6 protein-coding genes and 1 pseudogene are annotated in these 16349 nt (G+C 59.8%); all 7 read left to right on the forward strand.

The window, feature by feature from the left end:
• A pseudogene (locus ABI_RS25585) lies at nucleotides 1-543 on the forward strand (calcium-binding protein); the annotation flags it as partial.
• A 222-nt stretch (nucleotides 544-765) separates the two neighbouring features.
• A complete protein-coding gene (locus tag ABI_RS25035) occupies nucleotides 766-4365 on the forward strand; it encodes a beta strand repeat-containing protein (RefSeq protein ID WP_006272473.1) in 3600 nt (1199 codons plus the stop codon).
• An 83-nt stretch (nucleotides 4366-4448) separates the two neighbouring features.
• The gene (locus ABI_RS25040) at nucleotides 4449-8726 is read left to right on the forward strand and encodes a beta strand repeat-containing protein (RefSeq protein ID WP_006272474.1); all 4278 of its coding nucleotides are present in this window, start codon (nucleotides 4449-4451) and stop codon (nucleotides 8724-8726) included.
• A 71-nt stretch (nucleotides 8727-8797) separates the two neighbouring features.
• Nucleotides 8798-10945, forward strand: coding sequence for a calcium-binding protein (locus tag ABI_RS24705; RefSeq protein WP_006272475.1), 2148 nt, complete (start codon nucleotides 8798-8800; stop codon nucleotides 10943-10945).
• Between the two features lie 202 nt (nucleotides 10946-11147).
• Entirely contained in the window at nucleotides 11148-14393 is a 3246-nt protein-coding gene (locus ABI_RS26175) for a beta strand repeat-containing protein (RefSeq protein ID WP_006272476.1), read from the forward strand.
• Nucleotides 14394-14476: 83 nt separating this feature from the next.
• Nucleotides 14477-16024, forward strand: a complete 1548-nt coding sequence (locus ABI_RS08340) for a calcium-binding protein (protein WP_006272477.1) — start codon at nucleotides 14477-14479, stop codon at nucleotides 16022-16024.
• 126 nt (nucleotides 16025-16150) lie between these two features.
• Nucleotides 16151-16349 (forward strand): Calx-beta domain-containing protein (locus ABI_RS08345; RefSeq protein ID WP_040308715.1); only part of this gene is annotated, 199 nt, incomplete at its 3' end.

The following is a 16349-nucleotide window of genomic DNA, read 5'->3' on the forward strand; positions in this document are numbered from 1 at the left end:
AACATTCTAACCGGCAATTCGGGTAACAACTGGCTGGACGGGGGGGCTGGCAACGACACCTTGACCGGCGGTCTCGGCAACGACGTTTTCGTTATCGATGGTGATGACGTCGTGGTCGAAGCGGCCAACGGCGGTACCGAATGGGTCCTGGCAAATCGCAGCTATAACCTTGGTGCCGAGGTTGAACATCTGGCCTTCAGCGGAACCGGTAACTTCGTTGGCAATGGCAATGCCGGCAATAACATCCTGAAGGGGAACAGCGGCAATAACCGGTTGAATGGGGGGGGCGGCAATGACCAACTTACCGGCGGGCTGGGGGCTGACATTTTCCTGTTTGAAACCGCCAGCGGCAACGACACCGTGACTGACTTCTCCGTCAGCCAAAACGACACCATCAACGTGAACGCCTACACGGCAGGCGCGGCCAATGCGGCCATGGTCACGCAGTCGGGCGCGAACGTTATCGTCAATCTGGGCGGCGGCCATATGGTCACCGTGCTCAATGCCAGTCAGGCGGACGTCCTCAGCCATATGGTCTGGTAGTACCGTGGTGCTTCGAAGCCGATAGTGGGCTTGGCAGGCCTTGACGAATTTCGGTTTTCCCGGGCGTGAGTCTGTTCTATATTCGAGTTTGGACGACGAGGGGTGAACAGGCAGAGGGGGATTGGCGCACACAGATGCGTCACGTCTCCATAACGGTCCCACTTGGCGTGCCACAGGAACAACGGGCGGCACCGTGCCGCCACGATAATGTCAGGGGGGGCTATGACCCAGAGCTATTACAGCCACACAGACCGTTTGGGCGCCGACGAGCCCAATGCCTTCGCTGGGATGAGCCAGGTGACACAGTTGTCGGACGGCGGCTATGTCGTCGTCTGGGGAGAATCTGGCTCGAGCGCGCGCATCCAGGCGCAGCGCTTTGATGCCCACGGGCTTAAGGTCGGTGATGAAATTCTGGTCAGCACCGGCGGTTGGTGGGCCTCGGGGAGTACCGTTCTGGCACTGCAAAACGGCGGTTTCGCGATCAGTTGGTATAGTGGTGGCGTGGACATTTCCATCAGTGATTTCACCTACAATGTCGTCGCCCGGATTTATTCCGCCGACGGGGTCCCCACCGGTGCGGAATTTGTCGTCAACACATGGCGACCGACCGACCAGATGTACCCATCCATGGCGCAACTGACCAATGGCAATCTGGTCTTCGCCTGGATGTCGAACGACTTCGGCCAGCCGGCGATCCACGTGCGGCCCTACGATGGCTACGGGTTCGGTGAGGAGGTGGTGGTCAATACCACGGTCCTGGCAACGACCGAATGGAACGACGTCTATACGCTGAGGCCGACGGTGACAGCGCTGGCCGATGGCGGCTTTTTAGTCTCCTGGACCAGCACTACGCATGACGGCGACAGCCTGGGCATTTCGGCCCGGCTTTTCACGGCCGAAGGGCTGGCGGTCGGTCCCGAGTTCCAGGTGAATTCGGTCAGTGAGGGGGCCCAGTTGTTGCCGGTCGCTGTGGCCATGGCAGATGGCGGTGTGCTGGCGGCGTGGCTGACGGCGGACTCCTACACGCCGGGCGTCGTCGCCGGCACGGCTATCGTCCTTCAACGCTTCGATGCCGAAGGCGTACATGTCGGGGAGGAAATTCATATCGCGGCGCCCGAGGGCGAATTGCTGTCGAATGTCGACATCATCGAGCTGTCGAACGGCGGGTTTGCGGTCGGCTGGGGACAGGGCGAGACCACCGGCGTGCTGGTTCAGGTCTATAATGCCGCAGGGCAGGCCGTGGGCAGCCCGCTGCGCGTTTCGGGCGACTATAGCGGCCGTGTGTACGGTATCGATCTGGCGCCGCTGGCGGATGGCGGGTTTGCTGTCACCTGGACCGCCTATAACGGTCAGAATGTGGTAGTGGAACGCCATTTTTCAGCCACCGGCGTCGCAGGCCAGGGGATGTATGTCCTGGGCGATGAAGCGGCGGAGTCCGTCATCGGGGGCAGCGGCGACGACACGGTATATGGGGCCGCGGGCAATGATACAGTTGAAGGCCTTGGCGGATCCGACCAACTGTTCGGCGAAAGCGGCGACGATGTCCTGAACGGTGGTGATGAGACCGATGGCCTGATCGGCGGCAGCGGTGCCGACCGGCTAGCCGGCGGCAATGGCGGCGACTATCTTACGGATGAGGTTTCGTCCATTTCAGCGAACCTCGACAATGACACACTGGAAGGTGGCAGTGGCGACGATATACTCGCCACGTTCGGTGGCGCGGATGTCATCGACGGCGGCGAAGGACAAGACAATTTCGTCTTTTACCGCGCATTGGCAACCACCGGTCTGCTGATTGACATGACGGTCGCGGCGACGGCGACGGGGATCACCCTGGCTGACGGTACGGTCGCGCGCAATGTCGAGCGCGGCTTAGGTGATACCGGAAGCGGAAATGACACCTTTGTCGGTGGCCTGAGCTTTGACGTTGTCAGCCTGGGCGACGGCAATGATCAGGCTGACGGCGGTGACGGTGCGGACTATCTGGAGGGGAAGAACGGTCACGATACGCTTGTCGGCGGCGCTGACCACGACTGGCTTTTTGGCGCCGAAGGCAATGACGTCCTGAACGGTGGGACAGGTTACGACAGCCTGGCCGGTGGAGCGGGTGACGATTTGCTCGTCATCGACTCGCAATACGATGCCCTTACGGAACTGGCTGACGAGGGCAATGATACCGTTGCCGCCTGGTTCAGTTACCAACTGACGACGAATTTCGAAAACCTGGTCCTGATGGGCGGCAATAATCTCTACGGTGCGGGCAATGGTCTGGCCAATCGCTTGACCGGCAACCTCGGCAACAACACGCTGGCCGGTGGGGGTGGCAATGACACCCTCGCGGGTGGCTGGGGCGACGACGTCTATGCCGTCGACGCCGGTGATGTGGTGACGGAAAAGGCGTCAGAAGGGACGGATACGGTCTGGACGCTGGTAAACTTCAACCTGAGCGCCAATGTCGAAAACCTGCAGTTCAACGGTACCGGCAATTTCACCGGCAACGGCAATGGCCTGGCCAACGTCATTACCGGCAATATTGGCAATGACTGGCTGGAAGGTGCCGGCGGCAATGATACCCTGATCGGGGGGCTTGGGAACGACGTCTTCGTCATCGACGCCGACGACGTCATTGTCGAAGCGGCCGGTGAAGGTGCGGAATGGGTGCTGGCAGCGCGTAGCTACACCCTGGGCGCTAATCTTGAGCATCTGGGCCTGACCGGTAGCGGGGACTTCAGCGCCACCGGCAACAGCGCCAACAACATCATCAATGGCAACAGCGGCAAGAACCTGTTGACCGGAGGCGAAGGCCATGACCGGCTGGATGGCGGCGTCGGCGTCGACCGCATGCTGGGCGGGCTGGGCGATGACACCTACTATGTCGACAATGCCGGCGACAGTGTTGGTGAGAACCACCTCGAAGGCAGCGACATCGTCTTTGCTTCGGTCAGCTATTCGCTGGCCGGGCGGGCAGTGGAGACCCTTACCCTGACGGGGACGGGCAATTTGAACGGTACCGGTAATTCGCTCAACAACACGATTGCCGGCACGTCGGGCCACAATGTGCTGGATGGCGGTGCGGGCGCTGACAAGCTGGTTGGCGGTCTGGGCGACGACACCTACTATGTCGACAATGCCGGCGACAACGTCGTCGAGCAGCACTGGCAGGGGACAGATACCGTCATTGCGTCGGTCAGCTATTCGCTGCTGGGCCGGGCGGCGGAGGTGCTGACCCTGACGGGAAGCAGCAACCTGAATGGCACCGGCAATTCGCTGAACAACACGCTGGCCGGTAATGCCGGCAACAATGTGCTGGATGGCGGCGCGGGCGCGGACAAACTGGTCGGTGGTCTGGGTGACGACACCTATTATGTCGACAATGCCGGCGACAATGTCGTCGAGCAGCACTGGCAGGGAACCGACACTGTGGTCTCGTCGGTGAGCTATTCTTTGTTCGGACGGGCCGCCGAGATCCTGACCTTGACCGGATCGGCCCATATCAACGCGACCGGCAATTCGCTGGCCAATATGATCACGGGCAATTCCGGCAACAACCAACTGGACGGTGGGGCCGGCAATGATGGCCTGACCGGCGGTCTGGGGGCCGATATCTTCCTGTTCTCGGCGGCCAGCGGCAAGGACACGGTGGCGGACTTCAGCGCCGCGCAGAACGACAGCATCGACATCCATGCCTATACCGGCGGCGTGGCCAACAACGGCATGGTCAGCCAGGCCGGGGGGAATGTGCTGATCAATCTCGGCGGCGGCAATACGGTCACCATGTTGAACGCCAGCCAGGCCGATGTGTTGAGCCATATGGTGTGGTAACCAGAAGCCGCATATAAACACCGTTTTCAAAATGACTGACCTGGCGTAGTCTCTCCCTGTCTTTTTTGCATATGGGGGAGACTATGTCCGCACTTTCCGGCAAGCGCGATAACGCGCATCAATCAGCGCTGCAACTGGATCTGTTGTCGGGTGCGCCGGTTCTGGCGGTCAGCGACTCGGTGATGCTGGCCACCTACGAAGGGACGGACGGAAACGATACCTACCTGGGTACCGGCGGTAATGATGTCGTCTCGGGGGTAGGAGGAGACGACTTCCTATCGGGCGGGAACGGCGCAGACACCCTCAATGGCGGTACTGGCAACGATAGTCTGCAAGGGGGTTCTTCCAACGACTCGCTGACCGGCGGCGACGGTAACGATAATCTCGATGGTGGCACCGGCAATGATTATCTGAACGGCGACGGCGGTGTAACTGCCGGAGCCGACACGCTGAACGGTGGTATCGGTAATGATACCCTGGCGTTCTCCGGGGGCGGTGACACCCTGGACGGCGGCGAAGGCTTGGATTGGATGGTGATGTCACTTGGCAGTGAAACATCCAATCTGACGATTGACCTTAGCGGTATAAACACCTCAACCGGTAAGGTTCTGTTTGATGGAACACTTGTCCGCAATGTCGAGCGCGTCAATGTGTGGACCGGCGCCGGCAGCGACAGTTTTGTGGGGAGTGCCAGAGAAGACTGGGTATCAACCGGTGACGGCAATGACACAGTCACCGGCGGTGTCGGCGGTGACAGCAGTGACACGCTCGATGGCGGAGCCGGTGACGATGTCATATCCGTGAGTGTCGGCAATAGCTCCATGAGCGGCGGTGACGGAGCGGACCTGATGACGGGGTCTGGCTATTCCGTAACCGGAAATGGCGGCAAGGGTAACGACACCATAGTGGGCTTTGCCGGCACCCACTCGTTCAGCGGCGATGATGGGAACGATTCCCTAATCGGCGGAGACGACCTCGACTTTCTGTCTGGCGGATCGGGTAACGACACACTTTTCGGTGGCGGTTACGAAGATTACTTCAGCAGCGAAGAAGGGGTCGACCTGATCGACGGTGGCGATGGCTCTGACCATATCCGGTTCTCCTTCATGAGGGACAGTACGGTCAATAGCGTCTTCGATATGATCCAGGCGGCAACGGCAGAAGGGTTTACCTTGGCCAACGGGACTGTCCTGCGCAGTATTGAACGTATTGACCTGTATTTCGGATCGGGTAACGACACCTTTATTGGAAATGCCTATTACGCACACGTTTACGGCGGTATAGGCGACGACTGGATGCAGGCAGGCTCAGGCAGCGATGATCTTCATGGGGAGGAAGGTAACGATACGCTGATCGGCGGCGACGGATGGGGGCGCCTTGATGGCTGGGACGGCGACGACCTGCTTATGTCGGCAAGTTCGTACGACAGAATTCACAATTATATTTACGCAGGCAGCGGAAATGACACCGTCAGTTTCGAGCTCAGGACTGCCGGGGTTACGGTCGATCTAAGACCAGACTCTGAAATTGAGAATCTGATCGGTTCGAACTTCGCGGACGTACTGACGGCAGACAACTACACCCGCAGCCTGGACGGCAGGAGTGGCTCGGATACGTTGACGGGCGGGACCAACGCCAACACGCTTATGGGCGGGGATGATGCCGATGCGCTGTATGGACAGGCCGGCAATGACACCCTGTCCGGTGGGGTTGGCGATGATACGCTGGATGGTGGTACTGGCATCGACAGCCTCTTGGGGGGCGACGGCGCCGATGTACTGACGGATACAGCGGGCGGAAGTCTTATGCAGGGCGAGGCCGGTAATGACACCCTGACCGGCGGGACCGGCGCGGACGACCTTTCCGGGGGGGATGGCCATGATTCGATATCGGGCGAAGGCCATGTCGACAGCCTCTACGGGGGGGACGGCAATGATACGCTGTTCGGTGGCGACGGTGATGACGTTATCTATGGCGGCGAAGGCAATGACGGCATCAACGGCGGTGCCGGGGACGATTTCCTGCAAGGTGAGGCCGGGAACGATTCGGTGGGTTATTTTGATGCCCTGGCGGGGGTCGTGGTCGACCTTTCCGGCGCGTTTCCCCATGCAACCGGTGGCGCCGGCAACGACACCCTTTCCGGTTTCGAGAACGTGCTGGGTTCGGACTTTGCAGATACCCTCATCGGTGATGACGGCGAAAACCGTCTGACAGGAAATGCCGGGAACGACAGTCTGGCCGGTGGTGGCGGCAATGATATGCTTCGGGGGTGGGGTGACAACGACACACTTATTGGCGGCGACGGAACCGACTCGCTGATTGGCGGTGACGGCGATGATCTTCTGGATGGTGGAGATGGCTACGATGTTATCCTGGGTGACGCCGGAATTGATACTCTGACTTACGCCAACGCCTCACAGGGCGTGACTGTCAACCTGTTCGTGGGGACAGGATCTGACTCGATCACCGGCGTCGAAAACCTGATCGGGTCCGCCTATATGGACGATTTGACCGGCAATGCCTCTGACAACCGGATCGAGGGCGGTGACGGCACAGACAGGCTGGCCGGCGGCGATGGCAACGATACCCTGACTGGCGGCTCGGGAGCGGATGAAACGCTTATGGGCTGGGACGGTGACGACCAGATTGTGACCGAGGGTGTTTCCGGCACAGGTTACGGCGGAGAGGGCAACGATACCCTGACGGGCGTTGGTGCCGGACAGGACACCTTCTACGGTGGCGCAGGTGATGACTCGATGGCCGGCGGCGCGATGATGGACGTGCTGGTGGGTGGCGATGGCAACGGCTACGACGGCGGCAATGACACGATCTTCGGCGATCTGGGCGATGACCTGGTGTCCAGCGGCGGTGGAACGGATGTGCTGGACGGCGGCGACGGACTGGATGGGCTGCAACTGCGGTGGCAGGATTCGAAGATCAGCATTGTTGTCGATATGACGCAGGCCTGGACGGCGGCCGGGGTGACGCTGGCCAACGGTTCGGTGATCCGTAATGTCGAATTCGCTGATGTTATGATGGGCCATGGCAACGATACGGTTATCGGCGCGGACTACAACGATTTTGTCTGGGGTGGGGGTGGCGACGACCTGATCCTGGGCGGCGCCGGTTACAACGACTATCTCGACGGCGGTGACGGTATCGACACCATCAGCTATGCCGACGCGACAAGCGGCGTCACCATATCTCTGGCATTGAGCGGTCAGCAGACGACGGGTGGCGTGAGCTACGATATGCTGAACGGCTTTGAAAATCTGACGGGTTCGAGTTTCAACGACAAACTAACGGGCGATGCGAGCGCCAATGTCATCGACGGTGGTGCCGGTGGCGACCGGATGGTCGGCGGGTTGGGCAATGACACCTACTATGTCGATAACGTCGCCGACAGCGTCGGTGAGAACCACCTCGAAGGCACGGATACCATCTTTGCATCGGTCAGCTATTCGCTGGTCGGACGGGCGGTCGAAAGCCTGACCCTGACGGGGACGGGAAAGCTGACGGGCACAGGCAATTCTCTGAACAACATCCTCAACGGCAACAGCGGCAACAATACTTTGGACGGCGCGGCCGGCAACGATGTGCTGGATGGCGGGACGGGCGGCGACCGTTTGCTGGGCGGGCTGGGCGACGATACCTACTATGTCGACAACATCGCCGACAGTGTCGGTGAAAACCATCTCGAAGGCACCGACACCATCCTTTCATCGGTAAGCTATTCGCTGAATGGTCGTGCGGTGGAGGCGCTGACCCTGACCGGAAGCAGCAATCTGAACGGCACTGGCAATTCGCTGAACAACACGCTGACGGGTAATGCCGGCAACAATCTGCTGGATGGCGGGGCCGGGGCGGACAAGCTGATCGGCGGGCTGGGTGACGATACCTATTATGTCGATCACGTCCAGGACAATGTCCAGGAGCTGCACTTCCAAGGCACCGATGCCGTGTTCAGCTCGGTGAGCTATTCGCTGTTCGGCCGCGCGGTCGAGGCCATGACCCTGACGGGGACTGCCAACATCAACGCCACGGGCAATTCGCTGAACAACTCCCTCACGGGCAACAGCGGCAATAACCGGCTGGATGGCGGGGTGGGTAACGACATCCTGACTGGCGGGGATGGGGCAGATGTCTTCCTCTTCCTGGGCGGCACCTGGAAGGATACGGTCAGCGACTTCAGCGCTGTGCAGAACGACAGCATCGACATCCATGCCTATACTGGCGGCGTGGCCAATGCGGGTTTGGTCAATCAGTCCGGAGCCAATGTCCTGATCACTCTGGGTGGCGGCAATACGGTGACTGTGCTGAACGCCAGTCAGGCCGACGTTCTGGCGCATATGGTGTGGTGACGGACACCTGTCGTAAGAGCGCCTTAATCTCTGCCGGTTAGGTTGAGTTGTGTGATGGAGGGACAGGCGCCATGGCGAACTTCGAAGGTACGGACGAGCACGACAATTTGCTCGGCACCGACGGCGACGATAGTTTTTCGCAGATATCGCTGAACGACACGATCGATGGCGGAAGCGGAAACGATGTGGTTCACATCGACCTGTCTGATGCGCAAGAGGATGTCCATTACAATGCCGTCCTCGCCGCCGGCGACACCTTTATGGTGGCCGGGGCGGGTCTGCAGGTCCGCAAGGTCGAGAGACTGGCCTATCTCCAAACGGGCGAGGGTGACGACACCCTGACCATATCCGGTGCCCAGGGCCATTTCGAGTGGACGGGCTTGGGCGGCGACAACTGTCTGGTCGTCGATTACAGCGACCTCGATACGGCGATCCAGGCCTTCCGCAGCTACGGCAGCTACGTCATCCAGTACGGAAACGGTCAATCCAGTATCGACATGGTCGACACCGTTGTCATTACGGGTACACGCTTCGATGACAGGTTCGGTGCCGATGGCGGCTATGGCGGCCACCTTGGCGGTGAATATTACGGTGCCGGCGGGGACGACAGCTTCCATTATGACGGCTACATGGGCTACGGCACGGTTATGGATGGCGGCGCCGGTACCGATACCCTCTACGTTTCGTACGGGTGGGCAACCACCGATATCACGTTCAACGCGGTTGCGGCGGCTACGGAAACCGGCATTTCTCCATTCTGGGCCGTCAACTTTCGCAATATGGAACGCCTCGGCTTCCTGTACACCGGTAATGGCAACGACACCCTGATCGTGTCGGCGACCCAGGGCGCGTTTACGTGGGGTGCCCGAGACGGTACCGACCTCCTGATCGCTGACTACAGCGCCTGGACCGGCGCTGTAGTGAGCGAGGTTGTCGGTGTTGTTTACCGCATAACCGCCAACGGCGTTTCGGAGGTTCATGACGCGGAAGCCCTTCGGCTCACCGGATCCGCCTATGGCGATACCTTGTATGGCCTCGCCGGAAACGACAGCCTGAACGGGGGTGTTGGTGACGACCTGATCACCGGCGGCGGCGGCCATGACCGAATGACGGGTGACGCCGGCGCGGATACGCTGGCAGGCGGGATCGGCAACGATACCTACTATCTCGACGACACAGGCGATCGGGTGACCGAAACCGCGGGTCAGGGCAACGACCTGGTCCGTTCAACGGTTACGTGGTCGCTGGCGGGCCAGGTGATCGAAGACCTGATCCTGACTGAGGGCGCGTCCGTCAATGGCACCGGCAACAGTCTGAGCAACCATATCACCGGAAACAGCGGCAACAATATCCTGTACGGCATGGGCGGCGACGATGTGCTGTCGGGCATGGACGGCAACGACAGTCTGACAGGCGGTGCGGGGCATGACATTTTGTCGGGCGACGGAGGTGACGACACCCTGGCAGGAGGTGACGGTAACGACCAGTACAACATTAACACCGTCGCCGACCTGGTGTTGGAAAACGCCGGCCAGGGGACGGATACCGTAAGTTCGTCGATCACCTACAGTTTGTCGGGGAAGCAGATCGAAAATCTGATCCTGACCGGCAGTGGTGCATTGAATGCCACTGGCAATAACCTCGCCAACGCTCTGACCGGCAATTCCGGCGCGAACCTCCTGAGCGGACTGGCCGGCCACGATCATCTGAATGGTGGTTCGGGCGCCGACACGTTGATCGGGGGGACGGGTAACGACACCTTTACCGTCGACAACATCGGCGACCTCGTGACCGAAGTGGCTGGTGGTGGCGCTGATCTGGTCCAGGCATCGGCAAGTTTCACCTTGGATGCCTACGTCGAAAACCTGATCCTGACCGGAACAAAGACCATTCACGGCACAGGTAATGGGCATGGCAATGACATGACCGGCAACGGGCGCAACAATACCCTCAACGGCTTGGGTGGCAATGACAGCCTGACCGGTGGGCAGGGCGGAGACGTCTTTCTGTTCCAGACGGGTAGTGGAGACGACCGGATTCTGGACTTCAGCGCGGCGCAGAACGACACGATCAACGTCAATGCCTATACCGGCGGGGTGGCCGATAACAGCCTGGTCGCTCAGGTTGGCGGCAATGTCGTCATTACGTTCGATGCCAGCAACACCATTACGGTGATCGGCGCAACTCAGGCGAATGTCCTGGCGCATATGGTGTGGTAGTTTTTGAAGGGCGCGGCGGCGACAGAGGCCGTCGCGTCTTGCGGACAGAAATTTCGCTGTCCGGGCGGAATTATGGTTAATTCTTTCCTGAATCTGCGGTAAGGTGGCGTCGTACCGCTGTTATTTTCCTTAAATCATTTCGCATGGACGGGCAGCGGCGACTTCGGCCAGCCCGGCACTGTGACGCCAGGGAGCCACCGCCATGAAGATCCGTATCAAGGATAGCGTCCTCAATCCCAATCTGACGGCCGTTGCCCTCGCTGTGCCGTCAGCCCCAAATGCCGGTATCATGTCGGGTGCCGGCGATGACACCTATAATGTGCCGGGTGATGTCGTCGTCGAAAATCCAAATGAAGGTACTGACCTGGTCATTTCGACCATCACCTACACCTTGGGCGCCAATGTTGAAAACCTGACCCTGTCGGGAAGTGGCAATATCGACGGCACTGGCAATGAACTTGGCAATGTGATTACGGGCAATGACGGTGATAACAGCCTGACCGGCAATGATGGAAACGATACCCTGGCCGGTGGCAACGGGAATGATACCCTCACCGGCGGTGCGGGGGACGACTCCTTTGACGACATTGGCGGCGTCAACTCGATCAGCGGCGGTGACGGTGACGATTACATCACCTACAACAATCTGACGCACAACGGCAGCACCTTCGATGGTGGTGATGGCGTCGATACGTTCAATGCCTACCTGCTGGTGTCGACCAAGACCATAAACCTGGCGGACGGGACCTATGCCGATGACTACGGCACAGAAACCCTGATCTCGATCGAGAATGTGATCGGTGCCCCGCAAACCGATGTCATCACGGGTTCTGACGCAGCGAACATGCTGAATGGCCTGGGTGGTGAGGATTCCCTTTATGGCGGTGGCGGCAACGACACCATCTATGGCGGCGATAACTACGACGTCATCTACGGCGGTGATGGCGTTAACGAGCTGTATGGCGAAGGTGGTGACGACTATATCCAGACCCAGACCAGCTTCTACGGATCGACCTATGACGGCGGTGATGGCAGCGATATGCTCGATTATAGCTGGATATTCGGCGATTATGGCATTGTGATCGACCTGACGGTCGGAACCTATACCGATGGTTTCGGGTCTGAGACCCTTCTGAACTTCGAAAGGGTTCTGGGGACGCAAGGTTCGGAAACCCTCATCGGTACGACGGGCGCCAACCAGATCTACGGCAATGCGGGTAATGACTCGATCGTCGGCTTCGGCGGAGCGGACACCCTCAACGGGGGCGAGGGTAATGATACGGTCACTGCCCTGACCGATTTTGATGGCGAGGACTCGGTCGATGGTGGCGAAGGCGACGACGTGATCACCTCTTCCGGATATGGCACTTTCCTGGGCGGAGACGGCAATGACACTGTTCTTGCAAACAACGGCGCCAACGAAACCCTGGATGGCGGGGCCGGAACAGATTTGCTGGATACCACGAGTTGGGATGACGGCTACAGCATCAACCTGGCGACGGGCGTGACGAACTATTCGCCGGAATCTTTCATCAACTTCGAAAACGCCATTATGGGCGACGGCAATGACACCGTCACCGGAACCAGCGGCGCCAACGACATCGACGGCGGGGCCGGCGAGGACACCCTTCTCGGCGAAGACGGCAACGACACGCTTCATGGCGGCGCCGGCCAGGACACGCTGAGCGGTGGGGGGGGAAATGACGAGCTGTTTGGAGACAGCGGCAACAGTTCCATACTTGGTGGCTCCGGCAATGACACGATCCATGCCAGCACCGACTGGTTTAACATCTCCTTTGGCCAGGATGGCGACGACCTGATCTATGGCAACTTTCAGATCGACCAGCTTGACGGCGGCGCCGGCAACGACACCATGTATGGTTATGACGGCGGCGATTCCATAAATGGCATAGACGGCAACGACGCCATTTATGGCGGCAACGGCAATGACACCCTGAATGGCGGCCTGGGTACTGATACCCTGGTAGGCGGCCTGGATAACGACACCTACAGCGTCGACAATACGGGAGATGTCGTCACCGAAGCCAATGGCCAGGGCACGGACACCATCTTCTCGACGGTGACCTATAGCTTGAGCGGCCGTTATATCGAGTTCCTGACCTTAACCGGGGCTGCCAATATCAATGCCACCGGCAACAGTCTGGCCCAGACCCTGACCGGCAATACGGGCAACAACACCCTGACGGGGCTGGGCGGCAACGACCGGCTGGACGGCGGGGCCGGCGGGGCGGATACCCTGATCGGCGGTGCGGGCGATGACACCTATGTCATCAGCACCACTGGCGATACGGTCACCGAGACGATCGGCGAAGGCTGGGATCTGGTCGAGTCGGCCATCACTTATACGCTGGGCAGTGAAGTCGAACGGCTGACCCTGACCGGATCGGCCAATATCAACGGCACCGGCAACGGGCTGAACAATGTGCTGACCGGCAACGCCGGCAACAACACCCTGGCCGGCGGGCTGGGCGATGACACCTATTATGTCCAGAATGCCGCCGATCACGTGTCGGAATCGTCGAACTCCGGGACGGATTCGGTGTTCTCGACGGTGACCTACAGCCTGGCCGGCAAGCAGATCGAAAACCTGACCCTGACGGACGCGGCGGTGGATGCGACCGGCAACGGCTTGGCCAACACCCTGGTTGGCAATGCCAATGCCAATACGCTGGACGGAGGCGCTGGCCATGACAGCCTCAATGGCAGTGCGGGCGCCGATACGATGATCGGCGGAACCGGCAATGACAGCTATGCCGTCGACGATGTCGGTGATGTCGTCACCGAAGCGGCCTCCAGCGGGGGAGATGTGGTCAATGCCTCGGTCACCTGCACCCTGTCGGCCGAGGTTGAAAGCCTGGTCCTGACCGGGACCGCGGCGATCAACGGCACCGGCAATGCCGGCAACAACACCCTGACCGGCAACAGCGGCAACAATGTGCTGAGCGGCGGACTCGGCAACGATACCTACTATGTTCAGAATACCGGCGATAATGTTGTCGAGGCCGGTGGCGCCGGGACGGATCTCATCTATTCGACGGTAACCTATACCCTTGCCGGGCGGTTTGCCGAGACCCTGACGCTGACGGGTACGGCCAACATCAACGCCACCGGCAATTCGAACAGCAATACGCTGATCGGCAATGACGGGAACAATACGCTGAACGGGAAGGGCGGACCGGACAAGCTGACGGGTGGCTTAGGGGCGGACATCTTCCTTTTCGAGGCTGGCAGCGCCAAGGACACCATCTATGACTTCAGCGCAGCGCAGAACGACACCATCAATGTCAATGCCTACACCGGCGGCGTGGCCAATAACAGCCTGGTTGCCCAGGTCGGCGGGAATGTCGTCATTACGTTCGATGCGAGCAACACCATTACGGTGATCGGGGCGAGCCAGGCCGACGTGCTGGCGCACATGGCTTGGTAGCGGCGGTCGTCGCGGCAAGTTGAATTGCCAAGGTAAAATATTGCCTTTACACATCCGGACTGGTTTCGACGTGGGAGGGTTTTATGGCGACCAAGGGCAAGGCGATTTTTTCGGTGATCGGGGCGGTTTTTCCAGGTACGCCGGGTAATGACACCTATGACGGCACCGCGGAGGCAGATTCCGTCACCGGGGGTGACGGCAATGACACCTTGTCGGGGGGCGATGGCAACGACACGCTGCTGGGCGGAAATGGTGCCGACAGCCTGAGCGGTGGCGCCGGCAACGACCTGGTTCTGGCAGGCCTCGGCAATGACGTCCTCTACGGCGGTTCCGGGTTCGACACGGTGTCGTTTGCCGATCTCAACGGCCGCATCAGCGTCAATCTGGGCAATGGCAATGCCCAGAACAACTACACCGGTGGGCGGGACATTATCTCGCAGTTTGAAAATGCCATCGGCACAGCTTTCGAAGACACGCTGATGGGCAGTTCTACCGGCAATCGGCTGGAAGGCGGGGCCGGCCGGGATTGGCTTTACGGCAGGGGCGGAGCCGACACTCTGGTCGGCGGTACGGGCGACGACCTGTATTTCATACTCGACGATGGTGATGTCATCATAGAAGCGGAAGGCGAGGGCGACGATTCCCTTCATACGGAGTCCGACTTCGATATGAACCTAGCGCCTTTTGTCGAGCGGGCTTCCATCTCGACCAATCTGGGCATCCGTATCGTCGGCAATGATCTGAACAACAGCATGATCGGCAACAACGGCTCGGATACCTTCTTTGGCGGCGCGGGCGACGATCGGCTGCTCACCTCTGGCGGCGGAAATGACGTCATGGACGGCGGCGCCGGCGATGACTACCTGGCCGGCAGCCCCGACTGGGGCGAGGCCAGGCTGACCGGTGGCCTGGGTGATGACACTTATAATGTCCGTTCTGCAGGCGACCGGGTTTACGAGCTTCATGGCGAAGGTACAGACACGCTGGTGACGCTGTTCAGCTATTCGCTGTTCGGCCGGGCGATTGAAATCGTGATCATGGATGGCACGGACGATCTCAGCATCACCGGCAATTCGCTGAACAATACGATCACCGGCAATGCGGGCAACAACTGGATCGATGGCGCCGGCGGCGGTGACAAGATGACCGGCGGGCTGGGCGACGACACCTACTATGTCGATAACATTTACGACAATGTCGCTGAATTGCATTGGCAAGGCACCGATACGGTGTTTTCGTCGGTGGCCTATTCCTTCTTCGGGAGGGCGGCGGAGGTCCTGACCCTGACCGGGACCGGGAACATCAACGGCACCGGCAATTCGCTGGCTAATACCCACACTGGCAACAGCGGCAACAACGGGTTGGATGGTGCCGGGGGCCATGACACGCTGACGGGGGGAGATGGGGCGGACACCTTCCTGTTCCTGACCGCCAGCGGCAAGGACACCCTCACCGACTTCAGCGCGGCGCAGAACGACACAATCAATGTCAATGCCTATACCGGCGGTGTGGCCAATAATAGCCTGGTTGCCCAGGTCGGCGGCAATGTGGTGATTGCGTTTAGTGCCAGCAACACCATTACGGTGATCGGTGCAACTCAGGCGGATGTGCTGGCGCACATGGTGTGGTGATCTGCCAGTTTCTGATTGTGGCGGGTGGGGCACATCCCTGGCGGTATATTAGCTCATTCTTCCTTTCGGCTTGCGAGAGAGTTCGTCTCCTGTAGGTTGTAAGCCGTATTTTCAAAGGGGGCTGACATGGCGGTTACGATATCGGTCGATGACGTGGTGGTCGGCGAAGACGCCGGGTTTGTCGATTTTATCATTCGTCTCAATGAGGTCAGTGCTACGGCGGTGACGGTCAACTGGGAGACAAATTCTCAGACGGCCAGTATCAATGACTATTCCAGTCTGTCCGGCTCATTGACCTTCGCGCCGGGTGTCAGGGCACTGACCG

Origin of the sequence: Asticcacaulis biprosthecium C19 (genome assembly GCF_000204015.1) — a bacterium.
Classification (GTDB): domain Bacteria; phylum Pseudomonadota; class Alphaproteobacteria; order Caulobacterales; family Caulobacteraceae; genus Asticcacaulis; species Asticcacaulis biprosthecius.